Raw genomic sequence first — 15,556 nt, 5'->3', positions numbered from 1 at the left:
CGTCCGGGGGCTCAGCGGGGTCGTCGGCCACCCTCGCCACCGCCCAGCTGCTGGGTGATCCGATGGGCCTCGGCCATGAGGAGGCCACCCAGCTCCTCCTGCCGGTCCGGCCGGAAGCGCGGCTCGATGCCGGTCAGGGACAGCGCCCAGGCCGGCCGGCCGGAGCGGTCAAACACCGCCGCGCCCATGCCCCAGCTGCCTTCCAGCACCAATCCGGGGTTTACGGAGTAGCCGGCCAGCCGGGTGCTGGCAAGGTTGGCCCGGACGACTTCCTCCGAATGGCCTGCTGCGAACCTGCCTGCATGCGCCGTCCAGCCCCGGAGCAACTCGTCCTGCTCATCCTCCGGCAGGAACGCCATGATCGCCGTGCCCGCGGAAGCCACCCCCAACGGAAACCGGTATCCTCCATCGGAAACCTTGCGGCCGCCACTGAACCCATCAGGCCCGCGCCGGGCGGCCGTTCGGAACATGGGCGGGGTGGGCATCGCGAACTACGTGAGCATCCTCGAGGCCCCCTAACCCCTACCAAGTTTTTGTCCTCCAGGTCAGGGGGTTAGCCTCGGCTCCGGATCAGGGCCGCGATCTCCGCGAAACCCAGCCGTTCGGCGTTCTGCAGGGCAGTCCGGCCTTCAGGGTCGCGGATGTACGGATCTGCGCCGGCATCGAGGAGCAGGCGGACCACCTCCTGCTGCCGCGGCCCACCGTTGTTCAACAGGATCGCCTCCTGCATGGCGGTCCAGCCGAGGTTGTTCACGTGGTTGACCGGCACTCCCGCGTCGATCAGGATCCGAACCGTCTCCACGTTGCCGTGCTCGCTGGCAGGAATCAGGGCTGTACCGCCGTAGCGGTTGGTGCTGGCGACGTCCGCTCCCGCCGCCAGGGTCAACTGCAGCACCTCGTTGAACCCTTCGGCGCCGGCGTACAGGAACGCGGAGTCCTGAATGGCGTCCTTGGCATTCACATCGCCTCCGCGCCCGATCAATTCCTGTACCAGCGATACGTTGTTGGCTTTGGCCGCGGCGATGAGTTCCTGGTTGAGGTTCGCCTGTTCCTCCGGGGACAACACCGGAGGAACAGGCGGCGGCTCACTCACCGAAGCGGTAGCAGGTTCCTGTGTTGCAGGGAGTTCCGTTGGAGTGCCGGCAGGAACCGACGGCGGAGCGGACTGCGGCGGCTGCTCCGCCGGCGGCCCTGCCTGGCACGCTGCCATCGACAGAGTTGTCCCGAGGATCATGCCGATTACCCCAAGCCGCTTCATACGCCAGCTTATTGAGCCGTACCGGCGGCGGCGATGGCCTCAGCTCCCGCGGTGGCACAGGCTTCATCCAGGGCGCCGTCAGGAGCACCGCCGACGCCGATGCCGGCTACCGAAACGCCGTTCACCTTTAGCGGTACGCCCCCTGCCAGGAAGAGGGTGCCGGGCAGGTCTGCGATGCTGGGGCCGGTGCCGTTGACCCGTTTGGCCAGTTCGCTGGTGGGAGCTCCAAAGGCTGCCGCGGTATAGGCCTTCTGCTTGGCGGCCTCGATAGTGTGTTCCGCCGCATTGTCGCCCCGCAGCAGCGCCTGTACTGTCCCGAAACGGTCCACCAGCGCCACCGTGACGAACGGGAGCCTGTCCGCCTGGCACCGCGCCAGTGCCGCCTGCACTGCTTTGGCCGAGGCACCCACGGAGATCCGGTTTTGCTGCACCACGTTGTCGGGCACGGGCTGGATGTCGGCAGCAGGGACTGCAGTTGCTGCTGGACCCGCGCCGGCGTTGGCGGCGGCCGTCGCCCCGGCGGTGAGGGCAAGGGTGCCTGCAGCTGCGGCGGCGAGTACTTTTGCGGACTTCTTCATGTTGTTTCCTTTGATCTGCAACGTTGGGGGTTGCTCTGCAACGTCCCGGAGCGGGTACGTTTCCATCCTTCCGGCGCTGCCCTCTCCCGGCATCGGGCCTTTGGCTGTTCCCTCCTGCACCGAAAGGCCAGCAGTATCAGCCAAAAGGCTGAGGGACGGGGCAGCGGCAGGGGCAATACCATGGTGGATAGCTTTTCCTACCTCCGAACCGGAATCCCCATGCCTACCCGAGCCTCCGTCCGCGCCCCGGCTGATGCAGCCCCGGCTGGCGGCGCCCCAGCCACTGGCCCCTTCAGCACCGGCACCCCGCCACGACCACATCTGGCAAGCATCGATGTCGCTGTGCACCTTGGTTTCGCCGTGCTGCTGGTGGCGTCTCTGGTCCGCTACGTGATGCGGCACAGCCCGGCAGACAACCTGCTGGTCCTCGGCCTGGCCGCCGCCGCCTGCCTCTTGTACGCCGTCGTTGCCGTGCTGGCCCGCCGGGAGCGCCCGGGCGCCCCGTGGATGTTCGTCCTGGTGGCCGTGTGGGCCGTATTGGTCATCGCCGCGCCCAGTTTTGCCTGGTGCTCGTTCGCGCTCTTCTTCCTCAGCCGGAGCGCCCTGGCCGGCCCGGCAGCCTACGCTGCGGCCGGGATTACGGCCACGGCCACAGCCGCCGGCCTGTTCCGGATGACCAACGGCACTGATGTGGCGATGCTCCTCGGGCCCCTTGCCGTGGGCGTCATGCTCACGCTCATCTATGACCGGATCCAGCGCGACGCCGAGGAGCAGCGCCGGCTGCATGCGGAGGTTACGCGCGCGCAGGGACAGCTGGCGGCCAGCGAGCGCCGGGCCGGCACCATAGCCGAACGGGAGCGGGTTTCCCGGGAAATTCATGACACGGTGACCCAGGGGCTGGCCAGCAGCCTGCTCCTGCTTGAGGCGGCGGGGCGCGCCTGGCCAAGTGCCACCGCGCGGGCTGATCTCGGTGAAGCAACCGCCCTGCTGCGGGGCAATCTGTCCGAGACCCGCAGCCTGGTGCACGAGCTCGCCTCCCCCGGCCTGGACACCTCCCCGCTGCCGGACGCGCTGCTCGTCGCTGCCAGGCGGTATGTCCCGGACGCCCGGCTCCTGGTCACCGGGGAAGCACACCCTGTCCCTGCGGAAACCCGGCATGCCCTGCTGCGGGTGGTGCAGAGCGCTGCCGCCAACATCAAACTCCATGCCTCCGCCACCGTTGCAACCGTGACGCTGGGATTCCTCCCGGAGTCCGTCACCCTGGACATCTACGACGACGGCGCCGGCTTTGATCCTGCGGCGGCAGCACCGCCGTCGGCCGCCGGAGGCTACGGACTGCGGGCCATGCGGCAACGGGTGGAGCAGCTGGGCGGGGTCTTCTCCGTGGAAAGCACACCCGGGGACGGAACCATCGTGGCCGCCCAGCTGCCTGTGCCCGGCCCCGGGGCAAGGACGACGGGAAGACCATGAGCGTCATCACCGTGCTGCTGGCGGACGACCACCTGGTGGTGAGAAGCGGCCTTCGCGCCCTCCTGGGGACCCAGCCCGACATCGAGGTGGTGGCCGAGGCAGCCTCCGGGGAGGAAGCGGTGCAGCTGGTACATGAACACGAGCCGGCCGTGGTGGTCATGGACCTGGCCATGGGCGCGGGGATGGACGGCATCCAGGCGATCCGAAGAATCCGGGAAGCCAACAGCAAACAGGCGGTCCTTGTCTTCACCACCTATGATTCGGACGCCGACATCGTGCGGTCCGTGGACGCCGGTGCCATGGGCTACCTGCTCAAGGACGCGGCTCCGGAGGAAATTTTCGCCGCCATCCGTGGTGCCGTCCAGGGAAAGAGCGTCATGAGCCCGCCAGTGGCGTCCCGGCTGTTCCAGCAGCTCCGCAATCCGGACGAAATCCTCACGCCGCGCGAGGCAGAACTGTTGGGCCTGCTCACCCAGGGGCTCAGCAACCGGGAGCTCGGCCAGCGGCTTTTCATCTCTGAAGCAACCGTCAAGACGCACCTCGCGCATATCTACGCCAAGCTCGGAGTGGACACCAGGGCAGCCGCCATCGCCACCGCCATCCGCCGTGAAGGGATGCGTTGACCTCGACAAATGTTGCCTTACCCTTGCAACCGGGGCCTGCGCCCCGTACGTTGGGGACTGCGGGGGACGTTCTCCCCGCACTCCTGGCCGATGGCCCGGGGAGAGAATCAGAGTCACACGAAGGAATGCAGCCATGGCAACAGGCACAGTTAAATGGTTCAACGCCGAAAAGGGTTTTGGCTTCATTGCCCCCGATGACGGGTCCGCTGACGTTTTCGCCCACTACTCCGCAATCGCCAGCAGCGGATACCGCTCACTCGATGAGAACCAGAAGGTTGAATTCGATGTGACCCAGGGCCCCAAGGGCCCGCAGGCAGAGAACATCCGCCCGCTTTAAGGTTTAGCCTTTCCCCGGCTCCCGCCGGCGGACCGGCACCTGCAGCGGCTTCTTCAGCATCGTGCTGGAGGGGCCGCTGTTTTGCGTCGACCAGCCCTCGTCCTTCTTGCCCTCCTTTCCCTTGCGCTGTGCCCCTGCCTGCTCATGGGGATAATTGAAGGGTGAGCGGACAGGACCAGGATCCCTGGGAGGAGTTCGACAGGCTGGGACCGGCCGTGCCTGACCGCGTCCCCGGGCACCCCGGCGGTGAACCGCTGGGCTTCGGGTTCCGCACCGGAGTCCGCAGTGCACGCGTCGCTGTCGGATTCGCCATCTATACCCTGGCTCTGGGAACAGTCCTGGCGCTGACCGGCTGCGTCTTTTTTGCGGCCCGCGGCGAATGGCTCCCCGTGGCGCTCATGCTCCTGATCGAGGCCGTGTTCATTTTCGCGTTCAACCGGCTCGTCGCCCAGGCCCGCACCCGTTCACGCCGCCGCCCACCGGGTCACGGCCTCCCCGAAAAACCCGCTTGACGTTGACGCTGCGTCAACCCCTACGCTCAAACCATGGAAGACACCGGGAGCAGCGCCCGGCAGGACTGGCCCATCCAGGAGGTGGCCCGGATCGCCGGAACCACGAGCCGCACTTTGCGCCATTATGACGAAGTCGGCCTGCTGGCGCCGAGCCGGGTGGGCAGTAACGGCTACCGCTACTACGACAGCAACGCCCTCCTGCAGCTGCAGCGGATCCTTCTCCTTCGGGAGCTTGGGTTGGGCCTGCCGGCCATCGCGGAGGTGTTCCGGCAGCAGACGGACACTGTGCAGGCGCTGAGCCACCACCTGGACTGGCTGGGACAGGAACAGCAACGGCTGGCGCGGCAAATGGCATCGGTGCGGCAAACAATCGAAACAGTAAAAGGAGGGGGCGACATGGTAGCAGAGAAGATGTTCGACGGCTTCGACCACACCCAGTACAAGGACGAGGTGGAAGAGCGCTGGGGCAAGGACGCCTACGCCAGGAGCGACGCCTGGTGGCGGGCAATGGGCGAGGAGGAGAAGCAGGAATGGATGGCCGACGCCGGGAAACTCGGCAGCGACTGGATTGCTGTGGCAGGTTCAGGGGCCGGCCCGGAGAGTTTTGCCGCCCAGGAGCTGGCCAGGCGGCATGTGGCTTGGCTGGCATCGATACCGGGGACACCCGCAGCGGAGCGGGGAGCAGACCTCCGCGGGTACGTCACCGGGCTTGCGGACATGTACGTTGCTGATCCCCGGTTCGCGGCCAACTACGGAGGCGAAACCGGCGCCGGCTTCGTGCGGGACGCATTGCGCATTTACGCCGGGCAGCACCTCTAAGGCTCCGGCCGTGCAGGCTCAGGGTCTGCACGCTCAGCCCAACAGCTTCCGCAAGGCCACCGCTGTCCCGGCCAATGCTGCCGCACTCATGATTCCGCGCTGGGCAGTCCGGCGCCTGCCGTGCCAGCCGCCCGTCACGGACCCTTTCCTGATTTCCCCTGAGGGCTTGTACAGGTTGCCGGCAGTGATGGGTGCCGGCTTCCGCCGGGGCAACTGGGTTCTGTCCACCTGCTTGGCTATGGAGCCTTCCACTGTACGGGGGCTGAACTTGTGCTGCAGGACCAGCAGGCGCCCGGTCGGTTTACCCACCACGGTTTCCCGGCGGGGCCGGTTGATTACCTTCACCACTGCTCTTGCCACCCGTTCCGGCGTGTACACCGGAGGCATCGCGGACGCGCGGCGGCCAGTGTAGTTGGCCGCGTGCTGGTAGAAGGGGGTATCGATGGTGGCCGGAAGGACAGTGGACACTTTCACTCCGGATACCCCTTCCAGGGCCAACTCCGACCGCAGGCTGACGCTGAGCGCCCGGACGGCCGCCTTGGACATCGAGTAGGCGGCGTTGTACGGCAGCGGGGTTTCCCCCACCACGGAGGCAACATTGACCAGGACACCGGAGCCCTGGGCTGTCTGCCGCAGCAGGGCGGCGCGGGCGCCGTTCACGTAACCGGAAATATTGACATCCAGCACACGCTGGAAGTCCGCGGGCGGGATGTCGGTCAACCGCCCGAAGGCCGCTACCGCTGCGTTGTTGATCCATACGTCAAGCCGGCCGAACTCTGCCACGGCGCGGGCGGCCAGGTTGTCCACAATGGCAGGATCCGTCACATCAGTGGCGACGGTTATGGCTTGGGCTCCGCGTTTCCTGCACTCACCGGCCACCGCTTCAAGCTCTTCGGCTCCACGTGCCGCCAGGACCAGCCTGGCGCCCATGTCCGCGCAGCGAAGGGCGATGGCCCGGCCGATTCCGCTGGAGGCTCCGGTGATGACAACTACTGAGTTCTTGATGCGCATCGGGTTCCCTTCCCGCCTCCGCTCAAGGAGCAGAACCAGAACAGCAAGTAGGCTTATCTGTTCGATGCTAGCGAGTAGGAGCCCGCCGGACAACGGGCACAGCGCCCACCAGAGTTTGCACTGCGAGCCGCAGGCATCGCAGCTCCACTGTCAGGTGAACGCGGACTTTCCGGTCACGGCCCGCCCCACAATAAGGGAGTTAATCTCGTAGCTGCCCTCGTAGGTGTAGAGAATTTCAGCGTCACCGAACAGCTTGCCCATCTCGTAGTCACTGCTGATACCGTTGCCGCCCAGCAGGGACCTTCCCATGGCGACCGTCGCCCGGGCCAGCCTGGTGGTGGTGGCCTTCGCCAGGGCGGCCTGCGCCATCTCCAGCTTGCCCTCCTCCTGGATCCGTGCCAGCTGCACCATGAGGGCCAGGGAGACCATGGCATTGCCCAGCATGTCCGAAAGCTGCTGCTGGACCAGCTGGAACCGCGCCAACTCCCTTCCAAACTGCCGGCGCTCCAGCGAATAGGCACGGGCAACATCGAAGGCTGCAAGCTGGATCCCTGCGGCCTGCCAGCCCACCCACGCCCGCGAGTCGCGCAACAGGCTGTTGGCGTTGGTGAAGCTTCCGGCTCCGGGAAGCAGGTTAGCCGCCGGAATCCGCACCTCCCGCAGGCTGATGTCCGCATTCTGCATGATCCGCAGGCCAATCTTGTTGGAGATCTTCGTGGCTGTATAGCCAGGCCTGTCCGCCTCCACGATGAAGGCCTTGACCTGTCCGTCTGCCGTATCCCGCGCCCACACCAGGGCAAAGTCGGCCATAGTGCCCGCGCCGATCCACCGCTTGGCGCCGTTCAGCACCCACTCGCCACCGTCCAGCCTGGCCGAGGTTTCCAGACCTCCCGAGATGTCGGACCCATGCCCGGGTTCGGTCAGTGCGAAAGCTCCCAGCTGGGTAAAGTTCGCCAGCCCCGGAAGCCATGTGCGTTTCTGCTCCTCGGATCCCAATTCCTTAATGGTGCCGACGATCAGTTCATTGTGGATCCCGGCCAGGGCCGAAAGGGAGACGTCCGCCCTGGCCAGCTCTACGTACATGAGTCCCTTGAAAAGGATAGAGGTGCCGTCCACCTGAAGCGCCCCCAGGCCACGGTTGCCCATTTCGCTGAGCAGCCCGTAGGGAAACTCCTCGCGGTTCCAGTACTCGATGGACTGCCGGCGGACGGCAGACTGCAGGAAGCTGCGGAGGCAAAAGTACCGCTCCTGTTCAGAGTGCGGGAGGAGGTCCGCCACGTGCATGAGATCGGCATCCGGGAAAGGCAGTGCATCGCCAGATTCAGGGGACTGCACGGGCATCGGGCCCCTTCCGCATCGCCTAAACGTTGGATGTCCTAGTATATTCAGATACTGGCGCAATAAGTGAGCCAAATCACCCGGGCGAAAGGTCTTCCATGGGCAATCCGCTCTCCCGCGATCCCATAGCCGAAGCCCAGCGCAATTGGGAAGAACATGGGTGGGGGGACGTGGCCGCTCCCATGGCGGCCATCACCGCCATCATGCGCACCCAGCAGATCCTGCTGGCCAGGATCGAGTCCACACTCAAGCCGTTCGGGCTGACTTTTGCCCGCTACGAACTACTGGCACTGTTGAATTTCGCCAGAAAGGGGGCCCTGCCAATGAACAAGGCGAGCGCCCTGCTCCAGGTCCATCCGACCTCGGTCACCAACTCAGTGGACCGGCTGGAACGTGCGGGCCTGGTAGCCCGGTCGCCGCACCCGACAGACGGCCGGACCACGCTGATTGAACTCACAGCCAAGGGACGGACTGCAGCAAAAGACGCGACGGCAGCACTCAACACCGAGGTGTTCAGCACTCCGGGATTCAGTCCTGGGGATGTAAAGGATCTCATTCGGATCCTGGGCGAATTCCGCCGGAACGCGGGGGACTTCGAGGACTAAGGGCGCCCGGCTGTCAGCGCCGGATTCTTTGCCGCTTGAAATGCCTCAGCACGAGGAGGATCACCGTGATGCCCAGTGCAGCATATACGGCGTAATTCAGGTACCTGGAGTACTCCTCGATGAGCCGGTATTGGGTGCCCAGGAGGTATCCCAACCCGATCAGCGCCCCATTCCAGAGTCCGCTGCCTGCCAGGGTGTATAGGGTGAAGGTGCCCAGCGGCATGCCGGAGGCACCTGCCGGCAGTGAAATCAGGCTGCGCACGCCGGGCAGCAGCCGCCCAAAAAAGATGGAAGACCTTCCATGGCGGCGGAACCAGTGGGCGGCGTGCTCAAAGTCTTCCCGGTCCACCAAGGGGAGTTTGGACAGCCCCCGGATGGAACGCTCAAGGCCCAGTTTGGCCCCGAGCCAGTACAGGAACAGGGCGCCGAGATAGGCGCCGAGAGTGCTGGTGAAATAAATCAGGAGCAGGTTCAGGTCCCCCTGGCGGGCAAGGTAGCCGCCCAGGGGCAGGATCACCTCACTGGGGATCGGAGGCACCACCGTTTCGGCAAGGGTGAAGGCGCCGACGCCCCATTCGCCCAGTTGCTCGATGCCGCGGGCGGCAAAACCCACCAGCCCAGTGAGGTTATCTGCCGAGCCGTCCGCGTCCGCCGCTGTTCCCCACATAACAAAAGTCCCCCGTCCGCTGCAAAGTCGCCCTGCCCTGTCTACCATACGCACTAGTGGATAGTCTGGGGGCCGGGAATCAGTCCCCCTTGGCACGGACGTGCATCCGCTCCCCCTGGGTGCCGAAGAGGCTGAGGAACTCCACGGCCTTGCCATCTGCCCGGCCAAACCAGTGCGGCACCCTCGTATCGAACTCCGCTGCTTCCCCCGGCTTGAGCACCAGGTCCTGGCTGCCAAGGACCATGCGCAGCCGGCCGTTCAGTACGTACAGCCACTCATAGCCCTCATGCACTTTGGGATCGGGCGTTTCCATCCGCCCGGCAGGCAGGATGTGCTTGTAGGCCTGGATTCCGCCGGGCTTCCTGGTCAACGGAATGATCGTCATACCCCGCATTTCGATGGGCCGCAGGTGTACACGCGGATCACCGGTGTCAGGGGCGCCCACCAGCTCGTCCAGCGGCACCTGGTGGGCTTTCGCCAACGGCAGCAGCAGTTCAAGGTTGGGCCGCCGCTGGCCGGACTCCAGCCGGGAAAGGGTACTGACGGAGATTCCGGTGGCTTCCGCCAGGGCCGTCAGGGTGACGTCCCGTGCCAGTCGAAGTGCTCGCAGCCTTGGACCAACGGTTGCCAGGACATCGTTTATCTGCTCATCCATATGGCTATCTTGCCATTCCAGCAAAAGACCTTGCCATTGGCAGATGGGCGCCCAAAGATGAAGCCATGACCAAAGACAATGCAGCAATCTCAGATGTCCTGATTATCGGTGGTGGCGCGGCGGGCCTCAGCGCCGCACAAATGCTTGGCCGCTGCCGCCGCTCCGTGACCGTGGTGGACAGTGACCAACCCCGCAACGCACCTGCAAAGGGTGTTCATGGCTTCCTGTCCCGTGACGGCGTCAAGCCTGGAGAGCTCCTGGCGATTGGCCGCGCCGAGGCTGAGCAGTACGGCGTAACGATCCTCCGCGGCGAAGTGCGTGCTGCGGGCGGAGATCTGCAACAGGGCTTTGAAGTAAGGCTCGACGACGGCACGCGCCTTCGGGGCCGCCGCCTCTTGGTTGCCACCGGCCTGGTGGATGAACTGCCCGCCATCCCCGGACTCCGGGAGCGCTGGGGAAAAGACGTGCTGCACTGCCCCTTCTGCCATGGATGGGAGGTCCGGGACCAGGTCATCGGGATCCTGGGGAACGGGGCATGGTCCGTGCACCAGGCCCTGCTCTTCCGGCAGTGGAGCAGCAACGTCACGCTCTTCCTGAACAACAGGACGGTGCCGTCACAGGCTGAAGCCGAACAGCTCTCGGCACGCGGTATCAGGGTTGTGAAGGGGCACGTGGAATCCCTCCGGGTTGAGCAGGACAATCTGCGGGGCGTTGCCCTCGCCGGAGGCCCTGAATTTGCCGTGGACGCGGTGGTAGTGGGACCAGAGGCACACGTCCGGCTGGATGCCTTTTTCTGCCCTGGGCCTGACTCCCTCTGTCCATCCCATGGGCGTGGGAACCTACCTTGAAACAGACGCGGAAGGAGCCACGTCCGTCCCGGGCGTCTGGGCAGCGGGCAACGTAACGGATCTGAGGGCGCAGGTCCTGGCGTCCGCCGCAGCAGCCGCCTGGACCGCCGTCGTCATCAACAACCACCTGATGGCTGAAGAACTGGCAGCGGACCTGGCGGCCTACCGGGCACCCAGGTCCCTCACAGGCGCTCGAAGCACCGGCGCCTGAACTACCGGCGCCTGAACTACCGGTGCCTGAATTCCGGCTCGCGCTTCTCCGTGAAGGCTGCCATGCCTTCCTTTTGGTCCTCCGTGGCGAAGAGGGAGTGGAACAGCCGGCGCTCGAACAGGACCCCCTGTGCCAGCCCAATTTCGAAGGCGGCGTTCACCGCTTCCTTTGCCACCATGGCGACCGGCTTGGATTTGGACGCGATGACGGCGGCAGCTTTGACGGCCTCATCCACAACGTCCTCCGCCGGGACCACCCGGGAAACAAGGCCGCAGCGGTCGGCTTCCTCCGCCCCGATGAACCGGCCGGTAAGGATCAGGTCCATGGCTTTGGCCTTGCCCACGGCGCGGGTGAGCCGCTGTGAACCGCCCATGCCCGGGAGCACGCCCAGGTTGATTTCCGGCTGCCCGAACTTCGCGTTGTCCCCGGCGATGATGAGGTCGCACATCATGGCCAGTTCGCAGCCGCCGCCCAGGGCAAACCCCGAGACCGCGGCGACCGTGGGGATGCGCAGCCGGGTGAAGTCCTCCCAGCCGCGGAACCAGTCTGCGGCATACATGTCCATATAGCCCTGGCCCGCCATCTCCTTGATGTCGGCCCCCGCCGCAAAAGCTTTCCCCGAGCCGGTAATGACCACCGCTCCCACGCCGGGATCGGCATCCATGGCACGTACGGCGGACACGAGTTCCTCCATGGTGGCCTTGTTCAGGGCATTCAGTGCCTGCGGCCGGTTCAGCGTCACCAGGCCCACCCGGCCCCGTTGCTCCACCAGGATGTTCTCGTATTCCGTCACTCCGGGCTCCCGTCGTCCTGTGCTGCGCTGTGCGAAGCGCGCTGTGATGCACTTTCTGGTATCTGGCTATGTTCACTGCCGGCGGAGCGGCCCGATCTGTCGCGGATGTCAGTGATGATGGCCGAGAAGTCCCTGCCGGCGCCGCCTTCCGCCGCAAACGTATCGTAGATTTCGGCTGCGAGCTGGCCCAACCGGCCCGCCACCCCGGTGCTCCGCAGCGCATTAACGGCGAGCCCGAGGTCCTTGGCCATCAGGGCCCCGGCGAAACCTGGCTGATAGTCCCGGTTGGCCGGGCTGGTGGGGACGGGTCCGGGCACCGGGCAGTTGGTGGTGAGCGCCCAGCACTGGCCGGAGGCCGAAGATGCCACGTCGAACAGCGCCTGGTGGCTCAGGCCGAGCTTCTCCCCCAGTACGAAAGCCTCGCTGACGGCGATCATCGAAACCCCAAGGATCAGGTTGTTGCAGATCTTGGCTGCCTGGCCTGCCCCATGGGCGCCACAGTGCACGGCGCGCTTCCCCATGACCTCAAGCAGCGGCCGGACCCTCTCAACGTCCTCAGTCTCCCCGCCCACCATGAAGGTCAGCGTGCCTGCCTCAGCGCCCACCACCCCGCCCGAGACCGGCGCATCCACGGACCGGTGCCCTGCGTCAACCGCCAGCCGGGCGGCCTCGCGGGCTTCCTCCACGTTGATCGTGGAGCAGTCCAGGAAAATGGTGCCGGGGGCGGCTGCTGCCAGCAGCCCCGGCTGCCCGCCCTGGCCGCGGTAGGCGTCCAGCACGTGCCGGCCGCCGGGAAACATGGTCAGGACCACGTCCGCCCCGGCCACTGCATCCGCCGCGCTGTCCACAACCGGTATCCCTTGCGCCCGGGCAGCTTCCAGGGCTGCCGGCACCACGTCGAACCCCTTGACGGCGTGCCCTGACTTGACCAGGTTGGCGGCCATCGGACCGCCCATGTGGCCCAGGCCCAGGAAGCCAATGGTGTACTTGTCAGGCATGATGGGTTTCCTTTGGCTGCTGGTCCACGGGTTGAAGGTCCAGTTCCCGGACGCCCAGGGGCTTGAAGAACTCCTCCACCTGCCCGGGCTGCACGTCAGCGAGGGTGGGCGGCTTCCAGCGCGGCGTGCGGTCCTTGTCCACCACCTGCGCCCTGATGCCTTCCCGGAAATCCGGTGCGGACAGGAACCGCAGGCCCACCCGGTATTCCTGCGCCAGTGCCTCGTCCAGCGACCGGCCCCTCACCCTGCGCAGGGATTCCAGCGTGACCTTCACGGAAGTGGGCGATTTCGCCTCGATCGCACCTGCAGCTTTCAGGGCATCAGCGCCGCCTTCCCCCGCGTAGCTGCGCAGCCGGCGCACAATGTCCGCAGCATGGTTGGAGGCATAGCAGGCATCAATCCAGTTCCGCTGCCCTTCCAGCACCGAAGGCGGGGCCTCCTCCCGGTGACGCCCGACGGCGGCTTCCGCAGTTTCCGTTTCCAGCGCTTCCACCAGCGCAGGCAGCTTTCCGGACGGGACGTAGTGGTCGGCCAGGCCCAGGAACAGGGCATCCGGTCCGCTGAGGTGAGCGCCCGTCAGCGCCGCGTGGGTGCCGCTTTCACCCGGTGCCCTGGACAGCAGGAATGTCCCGCCGACGTCCGGTGCAAAGCCGATGGTGGTTTCCGGCATCCCGGTGCGGGTGCGTTCCGTCACCACGCGGACGGAACCATGGGCGGAAATTCCGACGCCGCCGCCGAGCACCAGCCCGTCCATCAGCGCCACGTAGGGCTTGGGATAGCGGGCAATGAGTGAGTTGACCCGGTACTCCGTTTCCCAGAAGTGCGCCGTCCGCTCCCCGCCGGCCAGCATGTCTTCATAGATCGCCACGATGTCGCCGCCTGCGCAGAGGCCCCGGTCACCCGCACCCTGCACCAGGACCGTGGCAACGCCGTCGTCGTCCGCCCATGCGGTGAGCTGCTCCAGAAGCTGCTCAACCATGCCCGCGGTGAGCGCGTTGACCGCCCGGGGCCGGTTGAGGGTAACCACCCCCAGCTGGCCGCGGCGCTCGAACAACACCTCGCCGGCGTCGTGAGCCGGGTTGCCGGAACCCGTTATCCCGTTCGCCACCCTGCCCGCCATCAGCTTCCTTCCGGCATCACGAAGCTGGCTCCGTGCCGTATTCCCGAAGGCCACCGTGTGGTCACCGTCTTGGTCTTGGTATAGAAGCGGAAAGCATCGGCGCCGTGCTGGTTCAGGTCGCCGAAACCCGAAGCTTTCCAACCGCCAAAAGTGTAATAGGCCAGGGGTACGGGGATGGGGACGTTGATGCCCACCATCCCAACATCCACCCGGGTGGCGAAGTCGCGGGCGGCATCGCCGTCGCGCGTAAAGATGGCCACGCCGTTGCCGAATTCGTTCCCGCTGCACAGTCGCAGGGCGTCTTCGTAGTCAGCTGCCCTGACCACGCTGAGGACGGGGCCGAAGATTTCGTTGCGGTAGATGGCCATGTCCTGCGTGACATGGTCGAAAAGGGTCGGGCCCACCCAGAACCCGCCCTCGTGCCCCGGAACGCTGAAGCCCCTTCCATCTGCAAGGAGGGCGGCACCCTCCTCGACGCCTGCCCGGATGTAGCCCTCTATCCGCTCCTTGGCCTCGGCTGATACGACAGGGCCGAAATCCGAGTCTTCCGCCAGGCTGTGGCCCACCTTGAGCGCGGCCACCCGGTTTTGAAGCCTGGCCACCAGGTTGTCCGCCGTTTCCTCCCCCACGGGTACCGCCACGGAAATGGCCATGCACCGCTCCCCTGCTGAACCGTACCCGGCACCGATGAGCGCATCCGCCGCCTGGTCCAGGTCCGCGTCCGGCATCACCACCATGTGGTTCTTGGCACCGCCGAAACACTGTGCCCGCTTCCCGTGGGAGGCCGCCGTCGCATAGATGTATTGGGCGATGGGGGTGGAACCGACGAAACCGATGGCCTTGACCCGCGGGTCCTCCAGCAGCGCGTCCACGGCTTCCTTATCCCCGTTGACCACGCTGAACACGCCGTCCGGCATACCCGCTTCGGTGTATAGCTCGGCCAGGCGGAGCGGCACGGAGGGGTCCCGCTCCGAGGGCTTCAGGATGAAGGCATTGCCGGCGGCGAGGGCGGGTCCGGATTTCCACAGCGGAATCATGGCGGGAAAGTTGAAAGGCGTGATACCCGCCACCACACCCAGTGGCTGCCGGAGGGAATGGATGTCAATCCCCGGGCCGGCGTCGCTGGAAAACTCGCCCTTGAGCAGGTGCGGCGCTGCGGCTGCGAACTCCACCACTTCCAGACCCCGCTGGATGTCACCCCGGGAGTCCGCGAGGGTCTTGCCGTGTTCGGAGGACAGCAGCCGGGCGAGCTCTTCCATGTTCCTGTTGACCAGGTCCACGAACCTCAGCAGGATCCTGCCGCGACGCTGGGGATTCATGGCCGCCCAGTCCTGCTGCGCCTTCTCCGCAGCGGCAACAGCATCGTGGACCTCGTCCCGGCTCGCCAGGGGCACGCGGGCCCGGACCTGGCCCGCGCATGGATCGAAGACGTTACCGTAACGGCCGGACATTCCTGCCACCTCTCGGCCGCCTATGTAGTGGGAAAGCTCGCGGACCATGACTGCACGCTCCTTCGCATGTGATCCAGGTCATTCCTGGTTGCGAATATACTCGGACTTCCTACTAACTGCCACAAGCCCCGGCATGCCCCTGCCGCGCGAGCCGTCGTGGGGCATATCGGCGCCTGGCACTGCCGGGCAGGCCAAAGATGCTGGCGTGTCCCGCGCCGTACTGCCCTGTTTCGGCGGCAGTGCCAGGGGCCCGGGCCTGGCA

General features: G+C 66.0%; 18 protein-coding genes and 1 pseudogene. 8 read left to right on the top strand and 11 right to left on the bottom strand.

The features are described from left to right. Positions 1-11: 11 nt before the first annotated feature. The 3 genes and pseudogenes from FDW84_RS05520 to FDW84_RS05510 all read right to left on the bottom strand — a co-directional run. Positions 12-404, bottom strand: a pseudogene (locus tag FDW84_RS05520) (IclR family transcriptional regulator C-terminal domain-containing protein); the annotation flags it as partial. A 149-nt stretch (positions 405-553) separates the two neighbouring features. Then, entirely contained in the window at positions 554-1,258 is a 705-nt protein-coding gene (locus FDW84_RS05515) for an ankyrin repeat domain-containing protein (protein WP_171046667.1), read from the bottom strand. 8 nt (positions 1,259-1,266) lie between these two features. Next, complete coding sequence (locus FDW84_RS05510; protein ID WP_138607356.1) at positions 1,267-1,836, bottom strand: GlcG/HbpS family heme-binding protein; 570 nt, start codon at positions 1,834-1,836, stop codon at positions 1,267-1,269. A 219-nt stretch (positions 1,837-2,055) separates the two neighbouring features. Here FDW84_RS05510 and FDW84_RS05505 point away from each other — a divergent pair, with 219 nt between their 5' ends. The 5 genes from FDW84_RS05505 to FDW84_RS05485 all read left to right on the top strand — a co-directional run bounded on the left by FDW84_RS05505 (position 2,056) and on the right by FDW84_RS05485 (position 5,597). Further along, a complete protein-coding gene (locus FDW84_RS05505; protein WP_138607354.1) occupies positions 2,056-3,306 on the top strand; it encodes a sensor histidine kinase in 1,251 nt (416 codons plus the stop codon). Further along, positions 3,303-3,929 (top strand): response regulator, encoded by a 627-nt coding sequence (locus tag FDW84_RS05500; protein WP_138607352.1) that lies wholly within the window; start codon positions 3,303-3,305, stop codon positions 3,927-3,929. The genes FDW84_RS05505 and FDW84_RS05500 overlap by 4 nt, the downstream gene beginning before the upstream one ends. Positions 3,930-4,062: 133 nt before the next feature. Further along, a complete protein-coding gene (locus FDW84_RS05495) occupies positions 4,063-4,266 on the top strand; it encodes a cold-shock protein (protein ID WP_013599688.1) in 204 nt (67 codons plus the stop codon). A gap of 161 nt (positions 4,267-4,427) precedes the next feature. Continuing rightward, positions 4,428-4,778, top strand: a complete 351-nt coding sequence (locus tag FDW84_RS05490) for a hypothetical protein (protein WP_138607350.1) — start codon at positions 4,428-4,430, stop codon at positions 4,776-4,778. A 33-nt stretch (positions 4,779-4,811) separates the two neighbouring features. After that, positions 4,812-5,597 (top strand): MerR family transcriptional regulator, encoded by a 786-nt coding sequence (locus tag FDW84_RS05485; RefSeq protein WP_138607348.1) that lies wholly within the window; start codon positions 4,812-4,814, stop codon positions 5,595-5,597. 33 nt (positions 5,598-5,630) lie between these two features. On the opposite strand, the gene FDW84_RS05480 is transcribed toward FDW84_RS05485, so the two are convergent. After that, positions 5,631-6,608 (bottom strand): SDR family oxidoreductase, encoded by a 978-nt coding sequence (locus FDW84_RS05480; protein ID WP_138607346.1) that lies wholly within the window; start codon positions 6,606-6,608, stop codon positions 5,631-5,633. 150 nt (positions 6,609-6,758) lie between these two features. Continuing rightward, on the bottom strand, positions 6,759-7,949 hold the full coding sequence (locus tag FDW84_RS05475; protein ID WP_138607344.1) for an acyl-CoA dehydrogenase family protein: 1,191 nt from the start codon (positions 7,947-7,949) through the stop codon (positions 6,759-6,761). A gap of 95 nt (positions 7,950-8,044) precedes the next feature. Here FDW84_RS05475 and FDW84_RS05470 point away from each other — a divergent pair, with 95 nt between their 5' ends. Further along, positions 8,045-8,551, top strand: a complete 507-nt coding sequence (locus tag FDW84_RS05470) for a MarR family winged helix-turn-helix transcriptional regulator (protein WP_138607342.1) — start codon at positions 8,045-8,047, stop codon at positions 8,549-8,551. A gap of 13 nt (positions 8,552-8,564) precedes the next feature. Here FDW84_RS05470 and FDW84_RS05465 read toward each other — a convergent pair whose 3' ends face one another. Together FDW84_RS05465 and FDW84_RS05460 are read right to left on the bottom strand one after the other, a co-directional pair. Then, positions 8,565-9,218 (bottom strand): DedA family protein, encoded by a 654-nt coding sequence (locus tag FDW84_RS05465; protein ID WP_138607341.1) that lies wholly within the window; start codon positions 9,216-9,218, stop codon positions 8,565-8,567. A gap of 79 nt (positions 9,219-9,297) precedes the next feature. Beyond that, positions 9,298-9,873 (bottom strand): helix-turn-helix domain-containing protein, encoded by a 576-nt coding sequence (locus FDW84_RS05460; RefSeq protein ID WP_138607339.1) that lies wholly within the window; start codon positions 9,871-9,873, stop codon positions 9,298-9,300. Positions 9,874-9,938: 65 nt separating this feature from the next. Here FDW84_RS05460 and FDW84_RS05455 point away from each other — a divergent pair, with 65 nt between their 5' ends. Together FDW84_RS05455 and FDW84_RS19985 are read left to right on the top strand one after the other, a co-directional pair. After that, complete coding sequence (locus FDW84_RS05455) at positions 9,939-10,721, top strand: NAD(P)/FAD-dependent oxidoreductase (protein WP_371419135.1); 783 nt, start codon at positions 9,939-9,941, stop codon at positions 10,719-10,721. After that, a complete protein-coding gene (locus FDW84_RS19985) occupies positions 10,699-10,932 on the top strand; it encodes a hypothetical protein (RefSeq protein WP_371419134.1) in 234 nt (77 codons plus the stop codon). The genes FDW84_RS05455 and FDW84_RS19985 overlap by 23 nt, the downstream gene beginning before the upstream one ends. A 16-nt stretch (positions 10,933-10,948) precedes the next feature. Here the strand turns inward: FDW84_RS19985 and FDW84_RS05450 are convergent, their stop codons facing one another. Genes FDW84_RS05450 through FDW84_RS05435 form a run of 4 tightly spaced genes read right to left on the bottom strand, consistent with a single transcriptional unit; the run spans position 10,949 to position 15,342 of the window. Continuing rightward, a complete protein-coding gene (locus FDW84_RS05450; RefSeq protein ID WP_138607337.1) occupies positions 10,949-11,725 on the bottom strand; it encodes an enoyl-CoA hydratase in 777 nt (258 codons plus the stop codon). After that, positions 11,722-12,723: a 3-hydroxyisobutyrate dehydrogenase gene (gene mmsB, locus FDW84_RS05445; RefSeq protein WP_138607335.1), complete on the bottom strand. Its 1,002-nt coding sequence runs from the start codon at positions 12,721-12,723 to the stop codon at positions 11,722-11,724. Before mmsB ends, FDW84_RS05450 begins: the two co-directional genes overlap by 4 nt. Beyond that, positions 12,716-13,843: an enoyl-CoA hydratase/isomerase family protein gene (locus FDW84_RS05440; protein WP_138607333.1), complete on the bottom strand. Its 1,128-nt coding sequence runs from the start codon at positions 13,841-13,843 to the stop codon at positions 12,716-12,718. The genes mmsB and FDW84_RS05440 overlap by 8 nt, the downstream gene beginning before the upstream one ends. Beyond that, positions 13,843-15,342, bottom strand: coding sequence for a CoA-acylating methylmalonate-semialdehyde dehydrogenase (locus FDW84_RS05435; RefSeq protein WP_138607331.1), 1,500 nt, complete (start codon positions 15,340-15,342; stop codon positions 13,843-13,845). Before FDW84_RS05435 ends, FDW84_RS05440 begins: the two co-directional genes overlap by 1 nt. Positions 15,343-15,556 lie beyond the last annotated feature (214 nt).

Source organism: Pseudarthrobacter sp. NamE5 (genome assembly GCF_005796225.1).
Classification (GTDB): Bacteria; Actinomycetota; Actinomycetes; order Actinomycetales; family Micrococcaceae; genus Arthrobacter.
The sequence above is the reverse complement of the archived record's forward strand: the minus strand, read 5'-3'. Positions and strand labels throughout refer to the sequence as shown.

What these genes read in the sequence shown, in the direction of transcription:
- FDW84_RS05515 (WP_171046667.1), bottom strand. Translation starts at nt 1,258, where the DNA reads ATGAAGCGGCTTGGGGTAATCGGCATGATCCTCGGGACAACTCTGTCG.
- FDW84_RS05510 (WP_138607356.1), bottom strand. Translation starts at nt 1,836, where the DNA reads ATGAAGAAGTCCGCAAAAGTACTCGCCGCCGCAGCTGCAGGCACCCTT.
- FDW84_RS05505 (WP_138607354.1), top strand. Translation starts at nt 2,056, where the DNA reads ATGCCTACCCGAGCCTCCGTCCGCGCCCCGGCTGATGCAGCCCCGGCT.
- FDW84_RS05500 (WP_138607352.1), top strand. Translation starts at nt 3,303, where the DNA reads ATGAGCGTCATCACCGTGCTGCTGGCGGACGACCACCTGGTGGTGAGA.
- FDW84_RS05495 (WP_013599688.1), top strand. Translation starts at nt 4,063, where the DNA reads ATGGCAACAGGCACAGTTAAATGGTTCAACGCCGAAAAGGGTTTTGGC.
- FDW84_RS05485 (WP_138607348.1), top strand. Translation starts at nt 4,812, where the DNA reads ATGGAAGACACCGGGAGCAGCGCCCGGCAGGACTGGCCCATCCAGGAG.
- FDW84_RS05480 (WP_138607346.1), bottom strand. Translation starts at nt 6,608, where the DNA reads ATGCGCATCAAGAACTCAGTAGTTGTCATCACCGGAGCCTCCAGCGGA.
- FDW84_RS05475 (WP_138607344.1), bottom strand. Translation starts at nt 7,949, where the DNA reads ATGCCCGTGCAGTCCCCTGAATCTGGCGATGCACTGCCTTTCCCGGAT.
- FDW84_RS05470 (WP_138607342.1), top strand. Translation starts at nt 8,045, where the DNA reads ATGGGCAATCCGCTCTCCCGCGATCCCATAGCCGAAGCCCAGCGCAAT.
- FDW84_RS05465 (WP_138607341.1), bottom strand. Translation starts at nt 9,218, where the DNA reads ATGTGGGGAACAGCGGCGGACGCGGACGGCTCGGCAGATAACCTCACT.
- FDW84_RS05460 (WP_138607339.1), bottom strand. Translation starts at nt 9,873, where the DNA reads ATGGATGAGCAGATAAACGATGTCCTGGCAACCGTTGGTCCAAGGCTG.
- FDW84_RS05455 (WP_371419135.1), top strand. Translation starts at nt 9,939, where the DNA reads ATGACCAAAGACAATGCAGCAATCTCAGATGTCCTGATTATCGGTGGT.
- FDW84_RS19985 (WP_371419134.1), top strand. Translation starts at nt 10,699, where the DNA reads ATGGGCGTGGGAACCTACCTTGAAACAGACGCGGAAGGAGCCACGTCC.
- mmsB (WP_138607335.1), bottom strand. Translation starts at nt 12,723, where the DNA reads ATGCCTGACAAGTACACCATTGGCTTCCTGGGCCTGGGCCACATGGGC.
- FDW84_RS05440 (WP_138607333.1), bottom strand. Translation starts at nt 13,843, where the DNA reads ATGGCGGGCAGGGTGGCGAACGGGATAACGGGTTCCGGCAACCCGGCT.
- FDW84_RS05435 (WP_138607331.1), bottom strand. Translation starts at nt 15,342, where the DNA reads ATGGTCCGCGAGCTTTCCCACTACATAGGCGGCCGAGAGGTGGCAGGA.